The sequence below is a fragment of the Buttiauxella sp. genome (assembly GCF_049686335.1).
GTDB lineage: Bacteria > Pseudomonadota > Gammaproteobacteria > Enterobacterales > Enterobacteriaceae > Buttiauxella.
Window position 1 is genome coordinate 119,615 of sequence record NZ_JBAVHX010000008.1, and the last position, 19,710, is coordinate 139,324.

General features: G+C 49.7%; 7 protein-coding genes. 2 read left to right on the forward strand and 5 right to left on the reverse strand.

The annotated features are described in order from the left end of the window. The first annotated feature begins 226 nt into the window (after positions 1–226). On the forward strand, positions 227–11,701 hold the full coding sequence (locus WBL83_RS05945; protein ID WP_424588279.1) for a retention module-containing protein: 11,475 nt from the start codon (positions 227–229) through the stop codon (positions 11,699–11,701). A 59-nt stretch (positions 11,702–11,760) separates the two neighbouring features. Then, complete coding sequence (locus WBL83_RS05950; RefSeq protein ID WP_424588280.1) at positions 11,761–12,111, forward strand: tryptophan synthase subunit beta; 351 nt, start codon at positions 11,761–11,763, stop codon at positions 12,109–12,111. A gap of 198 nt (positions 12,112–12,309) precedes the next feature. Here the strand turns inward: WBL83_RS05950 and lapD are convergent, their stop codons facing one another. From lapD to WBL83_RS05975, 5 genes are all read right to left on the reverse strand, one after another. Further along, positions 12,310–14,247: a cyclic di-GMP receptor LapD gene (lapD, locus tag WBL83_RS05955; RefSeq protein ID WP_424588281.1), complete on the reverse strand. Its 1,938-nt coding sequence runs from the start codon at positions 14,245–14,247 to the stop codon at positions 12,310–12,312. A 9-nt stretch (positions 14,248–14,256) separates the two neighbouring features. Then, positions 14,257–14,967 (reverse strand): cysteine protease LapG, encoded by a 711-nt coding sequence (lapG, locus tag WBL83_RS05960; protein WP_424588282.1) that lies wholly within the window; start codon positions 14,965–14,967, stop codon positions 14,257–14,259. Positions 14,968–14,983: 16 nt separating this feature from the next. Continuing rightward, the gene (locus WBL83_RS05965; protein WP_424588283.1) at positions 14,984–15,844 is read right to left on the reverse strand and encodes a transporter substrate-binding domain-containing protein; all 861 of its coding nucleotides are present in this window, start codon (positions 15,842–15,844) and stop codon (positions 14,984–14,986) included. A 1-nt stretch (position 15,845) separates the two neighbouring features. After that, complete coding sequence (locus WBL83_RS05970; RefSeq protein ID WP_424588284.1) at positions 15,846–16,766, reverse strand: amino acid ABC transporter substrate-binding protein; 921 nt, start codon at positions 16,764–16,766, stop codon at positions 15,846–15,848. Between the two features lie 73 nt (positions 16,767–16,839). Next, positions 16,840–19,035 (reverse strand): putative bifunctional diguanylate cyclase/phosphodiesterase, encoded by a 2,196-nt coding sequence (locus tag WBL83_RS05975; protein ID WP_424588285.1) that lies wholly within the window; start codon positions 19,033–19,035, stop codon positions 16,840–16,842. Positions 19,036–19,710 lie beyond the last annotated feature (675 nt).

The following is a 19,710-nucleotide window of genomic DNA, read 5'->3' on the forward strand; positions in this document are numbered from 1 at the left end:
CTTTGCGTCATTTTTGATTATATTTAATCCTCAGTCAAGCTCACGGTAATAGAATTCTAATAACTGTGTTTTTTTCTACATTTATTAATTAACTCTATTTGAGGAATGTCCATTAATGGGCATTCCTTATTATTGCGTTGCATCCAGTAAATGAAAAAATAATGTTATTAATTATTTAATTTATCGCGACATCTAAAAATAATGAAGATTTTCAAGAGAGGGTTCGGTGAGTAATTTACTCGGTGTCATCAGAGCAGTAATTGGCCAGGTTTATGTAGTTGCAGCAGATGGCTCCCAACGCCTCTTGAAAGAAGGTGACCGTATCTACAGTGGTGAGGAGATTGTCACCGGGGACAGCGGCGCGGTGAGCGTCTCTCTGCCGGACGGTAAGACTCTTGACCTTGGGCGTAACAGCCACTGGACTGAGCATGGTTTAAACGCGGTCAGCAGTGGTGAGCATGACACGCAGGATGTCGCATCATTACAGAAAGCCATTGCTGATGGCGCGGACCCGACGCAAGCCTTAGAAGCGACCGCGGCGGGCAATGAGCCCCCGGTACAAATTGAAGGTGGCGGCGGTGGTCATACCCTCGTCCAACTGGATATGACCGGGCAAATTATTGATCCCACTGCGGGTTTTAAAACCCAGGGTATCGGCGCTCCCACCTGGACGCATGAGTTACCCGAAGGTGCTCAAACTGCCGGTTCCCCTCCCGTTCTCCCTCCTTTAGTTCAGATTGACGACTTCGCCGGTAACGATGGCTTCATTAACAAAAATGAAATAAATCACGCCACCATTAACGGCACCAGCAACCAGAACCATGTCACGTTGACCTTTACCGATAGCCAAAAAAACACATTGACGTTTGATGTGGAGGTGAAAAATGGTCACTGGACAACGCAACCTGATTTAAGTGGTCTTGTTGAAGGCGAGATTAGCGTCACCGCCACTGCCACAGATGTCTCTGGACGCACCGCGCACAGTACTGCTGACGCGATCATCGATGTCACCGATCTGCATGACAACATCACCATTGATAACGTGACGCCAGACAACGTTATTAATATTGCGGAATCTCACAACGCCCGGACTTCGGTGCATGGCACCGTCTCCGGCGATGCCAAAATCGGCGATAAAATTACCCTCACCGTGAATGGGCATGAATACACCGACGTGGTCATCGACCTGGGAAATGGTGCGCTGGGTTACCGCATCGACGTTTCAACCCAGGGGCTGCTGGCTGATCCCAATATCCATGCCACCGTCACCTCGACGGATGAAGCGGGCAACACCACTCAAGCCTCTTCTGACCATCACGTTGATATCGATCTCGACGTTCATAACACTATTTCTATCGGAACCGTGGCTAACGATGACATCGTTAACGCGACCGAATCCCGTATGCCAACCATGATTACCGGCTTGGCCGGTGGCGATGCGCAGGCGGGCGACCCGGTTACCGTAACCGTTGGTGGTCGCGATTTCCATGGTGTGGTGGTGAACAATAACGGCCAGTTGAGCTATGAAGTGCCGGTGCCAACCCAGCTTCTCAAAGAAGGGGCGAATGACGTCACCGTGCAGCTCGTCAGCCATGACGCGGCGGGTAACGAAGCCATCGCCACTGAGCATAAGACCGTTGTCCTTGATACCCAGGCGCATAACGCGCTGATCATCGACACGGTAGCGGGCGACGACACGGTGAATACTGCCGAATCCCGTATGCCGACCCTGATTTCCGGCGTGGTGAGCGGTGACGCGCAGGCTGGCGATCGTGTGGTCGTCAGCGTAAACGGACACGAATATCGTGGCGAAGTGGTGACGGCTGAAAACGGCAGCCTGCGCTATGAAATTCCTGTACCCACCAGCGCGCTGAACGAAGGTAATAATGACGTACAGGTGATGGTCACCGGTGTCGATGCCGCCGGTAACACCGCCATTGCGGTGGAACACAAAAACGTGGTGCTGGACACTCATGCCGAAAACCATGTGATCGTCCAGACGGTGGCCGGTGACAACATCGTCAACGCTACTGAAGCCCGTATGCCGACCATGATTTCCGGTGTGGTCAGCGGTGATGCGCAGGCAGGCGATAAAGTTGTGGTCAGCGTCAACGGCCAAAACTTCTACGGTGACGTAACCGTCGATGAACACGGCCAGTTGCGTTACGAAGTCCCGGTCCCGACTAACGCTCTCACCGAAGGCAGCAACGACGTGCAGGTGATGGTTACCGGTGTCGATGCATCCGGTAACACCGCGATGGTGGTTGAGCACAAAAACGTGGTGCTGGACACTCATGCCGGGAATGGTTTGACCATTAAAACCGTGGCGGGCGATAACGTGGTTAACCACCTTGAATCGCAGCGAGACACCTTTATTACGGGTCGGGTTAGCGGGGCAGATGCGAAGCCTGGTGATCGGGTGGTGGTTCATGTGCAGGGGAAAGATTTCGTCGGTGAGGTCACGGCTGATTCCGCAGGCCATCTGCATTACAAAGTGCCAGTGCCAGTTGGCACGCTTGCCGAGGGCCATAATAAAGTCAGCGTGATGGTTATCAGCCATGATGCGGCGGGCAACGAAGCGATTGCGGTCGAGCATACCAACGTCACGCTCGACACCCATGCCGATGCCACTATCACCATTGATCCCATCACCAAAGACAACATCCTCAATCACGACGAGCTTGATGCGTCTAAACAGTTTGTTCACGGCAAAGTGGGCGGTGATGCAAAGCCCGGCGATGTGGTTGACCTGGAGATCCACGGCAAGCATTACAGCGGAAATGTTATCGCAATCGGCCCCAACCAACTCGGTTATCAGATAGCGGTAGATCCGAAAGACTTTAGTCATAACCAGGGCGACGTAGACGGCTTTGTGAAAGTGATTGCCAGCGTCAAAGCACATGATGCGGCGGGCAACGAAGTGGTTGAGACGACTGAACATAACGTTCAAATCGATAACCACGCTAATGCCACCATCACTATTGATGATGTCACCAAAGATAACACCCTCAACCACGACGAATTAAACGCCGCGCAACAGTTTGTTCACGGCAACGTCGGCGGTGACGCACGTGCGGGGGATGTGGTGGATCTCGAGATTCGCGGCAAGCATTTCACCGGCAGCGTGGTTGATTTCGGCAACGGCCAGTCAGGCTACAACATCGCAGTGGAGCCTTCCGCATTTAGCCGCAACAAAGGTGAAATCGATGGCGACGTTAAGATCCACGCCACGATTAAATCCCATGATGATGCGGGTAACGTGGTGGTGCAGACCGCTGTGCACTCGGTGCATATTGATAACCACGCAAACACCACCATCACCATTGAAAATGTTACCAAAGATAATGTACTTAACCACGATGAACTGGCGGCTAAAACCCAGTTTATTCATGGTGTTGTAGACGGTGATGCTAAAGTTCACGACCGCGTGGATATCGAAATTAAAGGCAATCATTTCAAAGGGGAGGTGATTGATCTTGGCAATGGGCAGCTGGGCTATAACATCCCGGTTGATCCGCGGGTATTTAGCAACAACAAAGGTGAAGTGGACGGCAAGGTCGATGTCCACGCCAAAGTTACCTCGCACGACGGCGCGGGTAACGTAGCGATCGCGACTCAGGTGAGCACGGTTAATATCGACAACCACGCCAATGCCACTATCACCATTGAAGATGTCACCAAAGATAACGTCCTCAACCATGACGAACTGACTGCATCGAAGCAGATGATAAGTGGCATGGTGGGCGGCGATGCTAAAGCGGGTGATGTGGTCAGCATTGAAGTGAGAGGCCACCAGTTTACCGGCGAAGTGGTGCCGGTTGGCAACGGTCTCGGCTACCACATTGAAGTGGATTCTGCGCTGTTCAGTCAAAACCTGGGCGAAGTGGACGACAAAGTTCATGTCCTCGCCACGGTGAAATCTCACGATGCGGCGGGTAACGTCGTTGTTCAGACTCGTGAGCACACGGTTTATATCGATAACCACGCCAACGCCACGATTACCGTCGACAGTGTTACCGACGATAACAGCCTGAACCATACTGAGTTGGAACACCAGACGCAGACCATCACAGGCACTGTGGGCGGCGATGCAAAAGCGAATGATCCAGTCATCCTGACCATTAATGGCAATCAGCATACCGGGCTGGTGGTTGAAACCCCGGACGGTCGCCTGGTTTACAGCATTGAGGTTCCGACTTCTGAGTTTGGTAACAACCAGAGTGAAGTGAATGCCGATAAACCGTTCACTGTTCAGGTCACCTCTCATGACAAAGCGAATAACGAAGTTGTCGTAACCACCGACCATCGGGTTCATCTTGATAACCATGCAGAAAATAGCGTGATTATCAAAACCGTAGCGGGCGATAACGTGGTTAACAATGCTGAACACCAGCACGATACCGACATTACCGGCCATGTTAGCGGCAAAGATGCCAAAGCGGGTGACGTGGTGGAAGTGACCGTCGATGGCAAAAGCTACTTCGGTACCGTGTTTGAAGGAGCCGCTGGCCGCCTGTTATACAACGTTCCGGTCCCGCGTGACGCACTTCATGAAGGCAAGAATGACGTTCAGGTGAAGGTATCCAGCTACGATAAAGCAGGGAACGAAGCGATAGCCATCGCGCACCAAAATGTTGACGTGGATACTGCGGCTCACGCCAGCATTACCATTGAAAATGTCACGAAAGATAACGTCCTGAACCACAGTGAGTTGGGTGCTGATAAACAGTGGATCCATGGCAAAGTCGGTCTTGATGCACGCCCTGGGGATGTGGTTGATATCCAGATCGGTACTCAGCATATCTACGGCAAAGTCATTACTTTCGACGATAATTCATTGGGTTATCGTATTCCGGTGAACCCATCGCTATTGAGCGATAACAAAGGCGAAGTCGATGGCAATGTCACCTTCCATGTCAGCGTCACCTCTCATGACAAAGCCGGGAATGTCGTCACCGTAACCGAAGAACATACGGTTGGTATCGATAATCACGCTAATGCGACCATCGATATTAAAGATGTGACGCAGGACAACGTCCTCAATCATAGCGAGCTGGATCAGTCCGTTCAGACCATCACCGGGGACGTTCACGGTGATGCCAGAGAAGGGGATAAAGTCACACTGGAAGTCGACGGTCAGAGATACTTCGGCAGAGTGGTGGAGCTAACGCCAGGCCATTTGGGCTACAAGATTGATGTGAAGTCGTCTGATTTCAGCGACAACAAAACTGAAGTAGACAAGGATGTGAAAATTACCGTCAAGGTGGATTCACACGACGATCATGGCAACCTGGTCACTGCGCACTATGAACACACGGTGAGTGTTGATAACCACGCCAACGCCACGCTGACCATTGCTGACGTTACCCAGGACAATCTCCTGAACCACTCTGAACTGGCTAAAGATACCCAGATGATTAGCGGTATCGCGGGTGGCGATGCCAAAGAAGGCGACAGGGTGGTCATCACCTTTAACGGAACCGATTACCCCGGCACCGTTGGTAAAGATCTGAGCTACCATATTGAGGTTAAATCCTCGGAGTTTGGTAACAACAAAGCCCATCTTGATCAAGATCTCACCTTCACGGCGAAAATTACCTCTCATGATGATCATGGGAATGAAGTTATCGTCATTACCGATCACAAGATGCATATCGATAACTTTGCAGTAAACGATTTCACCATCGAGACAGTGGCGGGTGATGACTGGGTCAGCGCAATTGAATCCCGCAGTAACACCATTATTCGGGGTGCGGTCTGGGGTGATGATGCAAAATTTGGCGATAAAGTTACCGTTCGGGTGACCGGCCATGATGCTTCCGGTAAGGAAGTCCACCACGATTATTCAGGCGTGGTTCACGTGGACTCAAACGGCAATCTGTTTTACTCGGTGCCGGTGCCACCGGGCGGGCTTTATGAAGGCCTCGACACGGTGAAAGTGTCGATAACCAGCAGCGACTTGCACGGCAACAGCGTCACTACCTCACACTCCCATGATATTGCGGTGGATACCCACGCAGATGCGACCATTCAAATTGATAATGTCACCGCTGATGATGTGCTCAATTACAATGAGTTAGATCAGCCAAAAGTGACGATCACCGGCGTGGTCGGTGGCGATGCAAAAGTCGGCGATGACGTTGTGATTGAGATTCACGGTGATAAGTACCCAGGCAAGGTCATTCCTGTGGGCAATGGTTTAGGCTTCAGCATTGAAGTGGATAGTTACGCCATCAGCGATAACCACGGCAAAATTGATGGTGATGTTAAATTTACCGCCTCAGTCACGTCATACGACGAACTGCACAACAAAGTCACGAAGACCACCGAACACACCGTTCATATTGATAACCACGCTGATGGCAACATCACGATGGGACCGGTGACCGGCGATAACATCATCAATCACCACGAATCAAGAGAGCACACCACCAAAATCACCGGCACGGTGAGCGGCTCGACGAGCGGCGAGATTAATGAAGGCGATAAAGTCACTATCACCGTCAATAACCACACCTATGAAACCACCGTTATCAAGCTGCTGAATCAACATGGTGCTCTGGGTTATAGCGTGGACGTGTCGACCAAAGATCTGTTAGCTGACCCGAACCCGATAGCCCATGTTGTGGCACACGACGCCGCGGGTAACCAGGACCATTTCACCTTCACCAATCAGATCGGTATTGATCTGCAAGCCGAAGCGACCATCACCATCGATAAAGTGACCGGCGACGATATGATCAATGGCAAAGAGTCGGATAAAGAATTCACCACGGTGTCAGGCACCGTCGGCGGCGACGTGAAAGAAGGTGATGTCGTCCATCTGGTGATTAACGGTAATGAACTGACGACGGAAGTCACCAAAGATACTCATGGCAATCTGGTGTGGAGCAAACCGGTTAGTACCCACGACTTGATGGTTAACCCGCACTTCACTGCAACCGTAACGGGCACCGATAACGCCAACAACACGGCAACGGCGAATGCGGACCGGACTGTGGTTGTTGATCTTAAAGTGGAAGCTGAGATTACCGTTAATTCGGTTACCTCGGATAACACCCTCAATAATGAAGAACTCAATCACCATTACTCACTGGTGAGCGGGACTGTGAAGGGGGAAATGAAGCCGGGTGATGATCTGACGCTAAAGATTAATGGCCATGAATACCATGGAACCGTTGAGCTCAACTCCAATGGCGACATGGTTTATAACGTGATGGTGGAAACGACCGATCTGCATCAGGATCCAAATATTCATGCCAGCATCAGCGTAACGGACAAGGCGCAAAACAGCATCGTTGCTACTGCCGATCACCATGTAAATATTGACGATCACGCCAGTGCATCACTGACGATCAACGTGGTTTCTGGTGACGATATCCTGAATCACCTCGATCAAAAACATCCAACTACCACCATTAATGGCACGGTAGGCGGCGATGTTCATCAAGGCGATACGGTGCATGTTTGGGTCGATGGTGTCGAATATAAAGCCGCGGTTGAACCGCAGCCGCATCTCAATAACGCGTTAGGTTATTCCGTGGAAGTGAGAACGGCGGGCCTGCTCGCCAACGGACATATTGAAGCGACCGTTAGCACTGAGGATAAAGCCGGGAACACCATCACCGTCCATGCGGATCACGATGTCACCAGAGATGATGGCGCACAGGCGACCATCTCCATTGGTACGGTTTCGGGTGATGACTGGATTAACAATGTCGATGCACACCAGCAATACACCACCATCACCGGAAAAGTTACTGGCGATGTGCATATCGGCGACATCGTTGACCTGGAAGTGAACAACCAGCATTACACCGGAAAAGTCGTTTCTGAAGGCAAGGGCCACGGTTTAGGTTACAGCATTGATGTCAGCACAGATGATCTGCTTTCCGGCAGCGATAAACCGGTCCTTCATGCATCAGTAACCGGTTACGATGCGGCGGGCAATACCGTACTGGCAACCGCCTCTCATGCGGTGGGTATTGATACGCGCGCTGAGGCAACAATTGATATCACGCCAGGCTCAGTCCATGTAAACGGTACGAATGATTTCTGGGTAATCTCTGGCAATGTGGGCGGAGATGCGAAAATTGGGGATGTCGTCACCATTACGGTCGGTAGTAAAACTGTTCAAACGACGGTTGAGCAATTCCCTGACGGACATTTGGGTTATAACGCCGATCACACCACCGATCCCTTAACGGGTAATCCGGCTTACATCAACCCGAGTGATGTTGGCCCAAATTCAGATATTGTCGTGAAGATCACGACTACCGATGATTACGGTAATACTGAAACTGCAACCGACCATATCGTCGCTCATGGGAACGGTCATCCAACCGATAGTAATACCGGTGGCACAACCACTCCTGATTACGATCCGCCACACGCCGAAATCACCATCAGCCCGATTGCGGGTAACGATGTGATCAATAAAGCCGAATCGGAAAAAGGTACCACCACGATCCGTGGCACCGTCGAAGGCGACGTTAAAGCGGGCGAGTTCGTCACGCTGCATATCGGCGATCAAGATATGCAGGTTAAGATTGTTGAGCGTCCGAATCTGCCAGGTGAGTTGGGTTATGAGGTTGAAGTTGATACCAAACTTCTGATGGCTCACCCTGATATTTCGGTCACGGCCCACGCGCATAATGGCGCAGGTGAAACAGCAGATAGCAGTGTGCAAAAAACCGTGCATGTGGACACGCTGGCTACCGCTGAAATTCACCTCGATAACATCGCAGTCGACGACGTTATCAATATTCTGGAATCACAGTCCGGGACGACCACCGTCAGCGGTATTGTCAAAGGCGACGGCATTCATGATGGCAGTAACGTGACCATCATGGTGAACGGCAATCCTGTGACCACGCAGGTTCATACTGACTCAAAAGGTGTGATGCGATTTAGCAAAGACGTCAGCGTTGATGACCTGCGCCATACCCCGACCATCACCGTCAGCGTCACCGGGCAGGACCAGCAGGGCAACACCTTTACGGCAACCGACGGTAAAACCATTACCGTGGATACGGAAGTTAAAGCCGAAGTCACTATCGACAAAGTTACTGACGATAACATCCTGAATCTTCATGAAACACAGCAGCCTACCACCACCATCACCGGCCATGTTTCCGGCGATGTGAATCCGGGTGAATACGTCACGCTGACCGTAAATGGGCAGGTTTATCAAAACATTGAGATTGGTAAAGACCTGAGTTACTCGGTCAATGTCAAAACCAGCGATTTGCAGCCCGGCAACGAAATCAAAGCCGAAGTTACCGGGCATGACGAGCACGGAAACACCACCACCGGTAGCGCCATTCAAACGTATTCAACCGATATTTCGGCGGCAGCGACCATCCACGTCAATACCGTTTCCGGCGACAATATCCTTTCGGCCAAAGATCTGGGGGCGGACAAAACCGGGATCAGCGGCACGGTGGGTGGCGATGCCGCTGTCGGCGATAAAGTGACCGTCATGCTCAATGGCGTCACAGAAACGGCGGATGTGGTATTCGATAACCTCACTGGCAAACTGGTCTACACGCTGGAAGTGAACACCGATAATTTAAAAGCGGAATTAGCATCCCAGCATACCGACAAGCCCGAAATTATCGTTACGGTCACCGGGCAGGATAATGCGGGGAATGACTTCAGCCAAAGTGAGTCTAAAACGATCACCATCGACGATCACGCTAACGTCACGCTGACCGTGGATAAAGTGGCGGGCGATAACATTTTGAATATCGACGAAAGCAACCAGTCAACCACGCAGATCAGCGGCACGGTCACGGGGGATGTGAAAGAGGGCGGCAGCGTGATTCTGACCGTCAATGGCAACGAACGGCCAGCGACGCTGCACAGTGATGGACACGGTGGGTTTACCTTTAAACTGGATGTCCCGACCTCCGACCTGCTCACTAATCAGGAAATTACCTACAAAGTCACCGGTGTCGATGCTGTCGGTAACACCTTGACCGTCACTGATACCACCACCCTCACCATCGACCACGATGTGAAAAATGAAGTCCACATCGGGACTGTTGCTGGCGACGACAAGGTGAATATTGAAGAACATAGCCACGCCACAACGATGGTCACCGGCACCGTGGCGGGCGATGCGCAGGACGGCGATACCGTGACGCTGATGCTTAATGGCAAACCCGTGCCGGGTGCGGAGTACCAGCTGCAAGGTGGCGAGAAAACCTTCGCCATTGCGGTTGATAACAGCCTCTTAACCGAAGGCAATAACAAGATAGATGTCTCGTTCACCGGGCATGATACTTCCGGTAACGTGTACACCTCGACCGATACTCACACTATTACCCTCGATACGACGATTGGTGCCAACATCACGCTGCAACCGGTGGCAACGGACGACGTCATCAACGCCAAAGAGGCTGACAGTGTGTCTATTAAGGGTACGGTTGATGGAGATGCGCAACCGGGCGACACGGTGGCGATGACCGTCAACGGACAGCCATACTCCGGCACGCTGGATGACCATAAACAATTCGACATTCCCGTTCTCAGAGGTGACTTGCGGGAAGGTGGCAACAGTATTGTTGTTGATGTTCCCGTGAAGGACGATGCCGGCAACACGTTTACTGCGCACACTACACACGATGTGCTGATGGATACCCAACTCAGGGCTGAAATCCATCTCGACAATGTGGCGGGGAACAATGTTATCAATGCCCAGGAAGTTGACCATGTTTCTGTCACCGGCACGATTGACCGGGATACCGATGCACAACTGGGCGATCATGTAATGGTGACGGTCAACGGCAAGTCGTTCCCGGGTGTGGTTGGTGTGATTAACGGTCACCTGGGTTACGCCATTCCCGTTGATAAAGCGTTATTGCATGAAGGGAAAAACACCTTTGATGTGAGTATCAGTGCGACCGATAAAGCGGGTAACGCCATCACCGTTCATGACTCACATGATGTGCTGGTGGACACCCACGCTGACGCCAAAATCACCATCAACAATGTCACCCGTGATAACCACATCGACTCGCAAGAAGCGCGTCATCATGTGACTCATATTACCGGCCAAATCGACAGCGCCGATGTGCATAACAACGAACATATTAGCGTTACCATCAATCACAAACCTTATGACGCGGTCCTGCACGAAGAGAATGGCCACCTGACGTACGACGTTCCGGTAAATACCCATGAGCTTCATATCGGAAAAAATAGCGTGGATGTTTCAGTGACTGCTCACGACGATCATGGCAACACCAACGTTATCCATCAAACGTCAGATTTTACGATGGATGATCCGTCCCATCGTGGGAAGCATGACGTTGATACTGCGGGCAAAGCGCACCATGCGGCGGGTCACGATCACGGCTTAAGCAACCTGTTCGACGACAGCAATGATGCGCTTTCTTTCAATCTTAGCCATGATGCAAAAGCTCATCCGGGTCGGGACGATACTAAAGTCTTTACCGGTAAAGATGACAGCCATCATGACAAGATTGACCTGAGTGATCTCGCGCATCAACTGCACGAAGAGACGGATATTGCGCAGCTTATCAAGGGCGGTTCAGAGCCTCATGCGCCTAAAGGTGATGCCGCAAACCCGGCACATCCGGTACATAGTGCGCCAGATATGAGCAGTGATTCACACGGATCATCGCACTACTCGCTGGATCACTTAATCCCAAAGCCTGAGCATTACCATTCATAATTGAGACTTACCGCCCCTCACCGGGCGGTGTTTTTCGCATGCCCTAAAAGGTAGCAACCATGTATTACGTACAACGAAATGATGAAGGCCAATTGACGCGGGTTGAGAACGCGCCGTTTACTGGCATGACGGGCGAAGTTTTTGCCCAGACCGCTGAAATAAAAGCGTGGCATAACGCCGCAAGTGTGGTGGACGAGAGTATGCATCACCGCGAGCTGTTGCAAAAAAGCGACCTGGAAATGGTGCGCGTTCTGGATGACCTGATTTTTCTGCTGATCCAGAAAGGCGTGATTACGATTACCGATTTGCCAGAAATGGCGCAGGTTAAGCTGATGAATCGTGCGCATGCACGTCAGGGATTAGGTGGGTTGGAAGATCTGCTTAATAGCGACGACCAGGGGATCTTCTGACTTTTGACGGGCTGGCGGGGGCGCTGCGCTTGCCCGCCCTACAAAATGATTTTTCATCAAAAATTAATAGCATACCCTCAATAGTTCGAGTTGCATCAAGGCGGCAAAAGAGCAAATCCCCAGGAGCTTACTGAAGTAAGTGACTGGGGTTTGTGATTGCAGCCAACGCAGAGGCAGCTTGAAATATGACGGGTATAATTAAAACGGTGCCGGCTCACCGAGCAACTGCCCCATAGCCCCATAAATCCCCACCTCTTGCAAAACACGCAATTCACCTTCGGTTTCCACGCGCTCGGCAATCAACGGCAAATCAATATTGTTGGTCGCACTGTGTAACACATCAATAAATAGCCGCTTATCACTCTCGACATCAATATGACGAATGTAGCTGGAATCGATTTTCAGGTACGCCAGCCCCCACTGCGAGAAGTGGCCAATCATATCGAAGCGGCTACCAAAGTGTTGCAGACCCAAACCACAGCGGTGCTGATTGAGTAACTTCACAAACACTTCCATCTGCTCAGGCTTCGGTAACTGGTTTTCATCCAGCTCCAGAATCAAACGACGGGCAAGCTGAGGATGCAACTTCAACGGACTGAGCAGCTGTTTGATGGTGGTTTCATTGGTCAGAGAACTCCCCGACAAACTCAGCGCCAGGTGCCCTGAATAGCTTTTCAACTGCTTCAACGTCAGACCTAACATCACCTGATCCAGACGATGGCTCCAGCCAAACCGATGGATCCACGGCAGGAAACGGCCGGCGGTAATGCTATTACCCTCTTCATCCAGCATGCGTGACAACACTTTGTAATGAATGATGTTTTGCGGGTTTTTGCAATCCACCACCGGCTGGAAGAATAACTGGAACTGCTGGTTGTTCAAGGCAGTATCAAGACGGGTGAACCACAGATGCTGATCTTCAGTCCCGGTGCTGTCACCTGCCGGCACATCGTTGGTCTGATGCGTGGTATGTGTCTCTGCTTCAACCAGTAAACGGTCAGCCTGAACGAACAGTGATTTCGGGGTATCGCCGGAATTAAATGGCACCATCGCACTATGAGCGACAGGATTAATATCTGACATTCCCGTCGCATAGAATGCGGACAGTTGCTGGGTGAGCGAGTGTTGCAGATTCACCATTTCGCCATGGGTCACGCCCGGGCAAAGCAGGGCAAATTCGCCACCCCGAATACGCGCCAGAATGCTGTCTGAGTTGGCATGCTGACTTTTCACCACACTCATCATATCCGCGACATGCTTGAGCAGATTATCGGTATGCGGGCCACCAAAACGTTGGTTCAGGCCACTAAGATCCTGAATACGCAGCAACAACAAATAACCCGGAGCCGTCTCTTCATCGCTCAAACGGGACTGGATCTGCATATCGAAAGCGCGGCGGTTGGCAATACCGGTCTGGCTGTCGAGATAGGCTTCATTGTGCAGACGTTCGCTGTGCTCGGCCTGATCCTCAAACAGCGATTTCAGCTTGGTAACCATCAGGTTCATGGCTTCAACAACACGGCGCAGCTCGGGGGTTTTCGGCAAATCGAGTTGCGTCAGATATTCGCGTCGGGTAATCGCTTGTGACTGCTTAACCATATAGTTGAGTGGACGTAACTGACGACGTAACAACATGGCGCCCGCCAGAATACACACCACGCTGCATGCCAGCATCCACAGCAAATTCGCCAGCGTACTTTCCCACAAACGCTTCACTGCAAACACCGGATTGCTGACCACTTCCACGCGTGCTGCCTGTTGCCAGCCGCGCATAATCGTCGCTTCACCGGGTTGCGGTTTAACATTGACCAGGCGGGTAAACCAGTGAGGAACATCCGCAATCGTCGTCGAGGCGCTGCGCTCAAGAATAGTTTTGCCGTTGTTCTGATCAACTATGCGGATCGAGTCGTAATAGCCGCTATCAAAAATCGAACTTACCATCAGCTCAATCATCGCCGGATCGTCAACATGCGGCGTCAGCGACAGACCTAATGCGGTCGCGGCATCCTGAGCATGGGATAACAGCTGATTGGTGTATTGATCCCGTGAACTTTCGAGATTAACCACAAAGCTGCCGCTGAAAATAATCAGCATAAAAAGAAAGATAGCTATCAGAAGCTGTTTGAAAAGTGACACAGGTTCATCCTATTCATCAATCGGGAATCCTTCTTCCCGCATTTTTTTCAATACATCTTGCCAGCGAGAAAGGTTCTTACTATCCCCGACACGTTTATTATTTTGACTGCCTGGTAACCACAGCCCACTATCATTAAAAGAGTAAACCGGTAATAAGTCTGTACGTTTTGTTGCGGGTAGAATATTGTCGGTCAAACTGTCTAATACCAAAGGGATCGCATTAGGTGTTTCATACCAGGTTAATACCATATGCGCGCGATTAAGGCGGATGGCTTTAACATAAGTAATTCGCAGCTTTTCCCCGGAAACACCTAAATGGCGTAAGGTGAAATATTTCGCCAGAGCATAATCTTCACAATCCGCTTGCCCTTTACGCAGTGATTCCACAGGCGTTGCCCAATAATCAACAGAATTCCAGATTTCGCTATCTTCGCGGTAATGTAGCTTTTGGTTAAAAAATAGATTAACTGCGTTTAATTGTTCAGATTCACTTTTATTAAGCTGCTGGATAAGCAGTTGTTGCCAGGCATCAATACGTTTTTCTGCTTCAGGCGTCGCGGGGCCATATAGCTGATTGGTGCGTTGTTGGATCGTGGTGAAGTCCCAGGCGGCACGTAACGAATTCCCCAGCAATAATAACAACAGCAACCCTGATAATATAAGGTTCGTTGATACCCGTCTGGCGCTGTACTTGCTTGTCCTGGGAAAGAACGGTGTCATCAGTATCGTTAACTGTTTAATTTTTCTGATCGTTTGTAGTGATGATTTTCTGCGACAGCCATTTCTTGGTCATCTGCTCATGGGCTGATGACGCGAAAATGTGCCCCAGAGTTTTATCGACAAACGCAACAAATAACGGATCCTGTTTTTTCATCATAATGGCGTACTTCATTTTCTCCCCCACAACTTCATGCGAAACAGTGAACGCTTCAGGATCTTTGCTCTGGTTGATAAAAGGGTAGGCCAGTATATCATCGAGGATTAAGGCCGCCGTACGTTTTTGCGCCATCATATCAAACGCTTCTTCCGTCGTTTCTGAGGTAATAATTGACAGGCTCAGATGTTTTTCACGATTGACGCGATTCAGTTCCAACAGGTCTTTAGAGCCGCGAGGCACACTGACGGTACGCCCCTTTAAATCTTCAAGAGTATGGATAGTCGTCTGGCGCAGTGAAATGATGCGTAAATTCGCAGTGAAATAATCTGTCGAAAAAGAGACGCTATTTTTTCTTTCCGGTGCATCGGTATTCACACTGCAGTCTAAATCTATTCGGTTGCTATTGAGTGCGGTCACTCGTTCAGCAAACATCACCGGGATATAATGAACGTCGAGATTTTGTAATCCCAGATATACCTGTATTTCACCGGCAATAATATTACACAGCGAAATAGTGTAACCATTGACCTTGCCGGTGTTATCTCGAAAAGAGAACGGTGCGAGCTGGCGGTAGCCAATGTTGAGCATATGGCTGGATTTAATATGTTCAAATGTCGGCGAGATTTGCTCGGCGCAAAGCGGAAGAGAAACCAGTGCCACCAGCAGTAATGTCACCCCACGGAACAGATGCTTAAGCTCGTTATTGAATAACTTTTTCATTTTAGTTCGCATTGTTTAATGTTGATGCGATCAAGGCTTTTAGCGCAGTCGACATAGGGATATTAAGGTTTATCGATTTCGGCGCAATCGGCGACATAAACCAATGCTGATAAAGGCTGGTAAAGTCTTTGCTGATAAGGATCTTACTCATTGACTCGTCGACGAAGCTTTTAAACTCGGGATCATACAGAGGAAGGAGCAGCCCCGCGGGTATCGGTTGGCTAAAGACCTCATCTGAGATTTCAAAGTCCTGGGGATCAGGCGAGAGTGCGATCATGCCTTTGAGCAGTACGTAACTGGAAATAAGCGCGGGTAATTCACCCGCCTGGATACTTCTGAAGGCGGCATTATTGCTGTTATCCAGTTCTATATTGAGATTGAGATCGTTGGATTTATTAAGCTGATGAAGTTGCTCGACATAGATGGTGCCACTTTTCACTAAAACACTGTGCCCGGCTAATTCTTTAATGGTGTCAGTGTTGTTGTTTTTTCGGGTGATAAAACGGGTACTGGAGAAAAAGAACGGCAGGGTGAACTCCGCTTGCTGATGACGCAATTCCGAGTAAAAAGCCGGGATGCACATCATGTCAGTGACATGATTTTTAATTAAAACAAACTGTGAGGCGGTACTGCTTCTTACCCAGCGAACTTTAAGATCTTTTATTTTCAGTTTGGTTTTTAAGTCATCGACGATTTTATTGCAAATATCAATGGAATAACCAGCGGGCTGCTGCGACTCGACATACGAAAACGGGAATGCATCATCCTGATAACCGAGTGTGATGGTCTTCGTTTCCGCAATCCTCTCAAGGGTCTTCTTGCTGTGTATACCGTGGGCATGGCATACCGGACTACAGAGCAAAAATAGTGACAGAAACCAGATGGCTGACAGACAGGAAGGGTGCATAAACGCACGCGTCATCCCCCATTTCGGTGAGCGGTGTCGGATGGCGTTACACTTATCCGACCTTTGAAAGAGTCCAGCAACTAAAGGTTTAACAAACATCGCAAACTTCCCCGTCGATGACTTTATTGCCAAAGGTCGGCTCGAGATCTTTTTCTGGCAACGGCCGGCTGTAATAGTAGCCCTGGACATTCTGGCAGGAAATACGACGCAAAATGGTACGTTGTTGCTCGGTCTCCACGCCTTCAGCCGTCACGCTCATGCCATATTTCTGCGCAAACTGAATCAGCATCACCACCAGATACTGGCTGGCACTCTCTTGCTCAAGTTTCATAATCAAGGTGCGGGCAATTTTGATGCGCGTAAACGGATAAATAAGCAGGTAATCCAGCGCCGCATAGCCGGTGCCCAGGTCATCCATGGCAATGGAAATGCCCATCTTCCGAAGTTTCTTAAATACCGGCAGCGCAATCGACTGATCGAGTTTTTCCGATTCAGTCACTTCAATTTCCAGGCGATTAGCCGCGAGGCCACTTTGTGCCAGAGCATCAACCACAATATCAATCAGGCCAGGGCTATGTAATTGATAAGCCGAAATGTTAACCGCAACTTTGGTGGAATGTGGCCATTTCGCAGCGGCTTTACAGGACTCGCGAATAATCCACTCACCCAGACGGATAATCAGCCCTGATTCTTCGGCAATATTAATAAAGTAGTCAGGATAGATAAGACCTTTAGTCGGATGATTCCAGCGGATCAGCGATTCATAGCCACAAACCGTTTCATCTTCCAGATCGATAATCGGCTGGTAGTGCAGCACGAACTCATTGTTATCAATGCCGTTGATGATTTCCTGATTCACAAACACACTGTTGGTGTGTTTCATCATCATGCCATCTTCAAAGAAGTGGTAGCAGCCGCGCCCGCTATGTTTTGAGGCATACAGGGCGAGGTCGGCGTTAATCATCAGCGTCGTAGCGCTGGTACCCTGAGACGGAGCGGTGACAATACCGACGCTACAACTAATGGCGAAAGAGTGGGTGCCGTAGGTAAAAGGAATGCTCAACGCGCGCACAATTTTCTGCGACAGTGCTCCAGCTTCCTGGCAGTTGTCAGATTTCACGCTCTGCAAAATGGCAAATTCATCACCGCCTAAGCGTGCGGCAAAATCCGCTGGCCCTAACAGCAAAGACAAACGCTGGGCAACGCCTATCAGCACTTCATCGCCAGCAGAGTGGCCGAAGGTGTCATTCACCGGCTTAAAGTTATCGAGGTCAATCAGCAGCAGGTTGAATAGCTGACCGTTCTGATTCATTTCGCGGATACATTTATCCAGCGCCTGGCTAAAGGACGCACGGTTCGGGAAGCCGGTCAGCGAGTCATGGTGAGCCATGTATTCCATTTTTTGCGACATATCCTGCATGCGTTGCAGGTAATCACGTTCCACCATCGCAATACGGAGTTTCTCAATTGCTGCTGCTAACCGGCCGATTTCGTCATCCTGATCTAAGTAAGGGGTAATGTGATCGGTTTGCTCATGAGCAATGCGCGTCAAAGAGTTAATCAGCAGCGGGACCGGGCGGAAAAGGCGGCGCATAAACAGCGTCACCAGGGCCAGTGTGCCCAATAAAATCAGCGTCAGGATCACCAGCGTTTTCTTCAGCATGGCGTCATAAGCCGCATACAGCTGGCTCTTATTACCAATACTGCTGATTAAACTACCGAGGATCTCACCGCCAGGCGTAAGAATCGGAACGGCACTGATAAAGCACTCTTTACCGTTAATGGAAGCAAAACCGATGTAGTAGTTCACCAGCACATCGGTGGCTTTGTGTCCCTTAAAGGTGATTTTGGCTTCTTGCGAATCGGAGTTGTTGCTGATGCCCTGGAAGCCTTGTTCAGGCGTATAAAGGAAAAGCCACGTCGGGTTGCGGGTTTGTACCGAAGCTAGCGCCAGCACATCGACCGGGTTATAGCCGGTTTGAATGACGGAGTCCGCATCACCCAATTTGTGTTCAGAAACAATCCGCGTAATTTGCCCGGTGGCACTGGTTCCTACGGCGACGTTGGTATAAACGTTTCGCACGATATACGTCATTATCTGAGCATTCGCTTCAGCCTGGTGAACCCATTGCTGGTAAGAGAAGCTATCAATCAGCCCCCATCCCGCACAGGCGCCAGCACCAAATGCAATCAGGATCCCCGCCAATAAAAACTGGGTAATTTTTCCTGCAATAGAATGGTGCCAACCTTTAACGCTTTTCAGCGACAAAAAACTTTTAGCCACAGATTACCAGCTTCCTGAGGATGAGATACTTAGGGGGGGCGGATGACGTTGTGCTTATCCGACCGGTTATTATGAGGATTTTGTTGGGTGGATAAGCGCAGCGTCATCCACCGGTTATTACCCGATTATTATGTGAGTTTTTTATTAATAGAGTTGTATGTTGAATCAACAATAAAGAACTATTGCGTAACATAATTGCTGAGAAAATAAATAAAGGTATAAATACGCGGCGGGACTATAGATAACCGGCGGGGGCAAGTCAATGATTAAAGATAGGTATTAAACACTAATTTAACTATTGATTGATTCTCTTTAGCTTTGCCATTAAATAAACAGTTTAACGGTGATGTCTGTTTGTCCTTCAATAACCAATATAAAAGATTAATGGAATAATGTGTTTTAAATTTATTTTCATAACTTTCAGTGGTTTGGGTGTTAATTTCATCTGGGTTGTTTATGGTTTTCACGTTATGGAAATGTCCATTTTTACCTATAAGTGGCTGTTCTTTTTTGAGCCGAAACTGAATACAATTAAAAATCATTAAACAATGACTGCGATTTTTACTCGTTAAACGGCCTCCATTCAATATTAAAAATAACCAATGATGATTGTTAATGGATTGTTTGCAGCAAGGCCGCTTTAAAAGTGTGGATATTTCTTTTTATTTAACGGTA

Coding starts and splice junctions, on each gene's coding strand:
- WBL83_RS05950 (WP_424588280.1), top strand. CDS start 11,761: ATGTATTACGTACAACGAAATGATGAAGGCCAATTGACGCGGGTTGAG.
- lapG (WP_424588282.1), bottom strand. CDS start 14,967: ATGACACCGTTCTTTCCCAGGACAAGCAAGTACAGCGCCAGACGGGTA.
- WBL83_RS05965 (WP_424588283.1), bottom strand. CDS start 15,844: ATGAAAAAGTTATTCAATAACGAGCTTAAGCATCTGTTCCGTGGGGTG.
- WBL83_RS05970 (WP_424588284.1), bottom strand. CDS start 16,766: ATGACGCGTGCGTTTATGCACCCTTCCTGTCTGTCAGCCATCTGGTTT.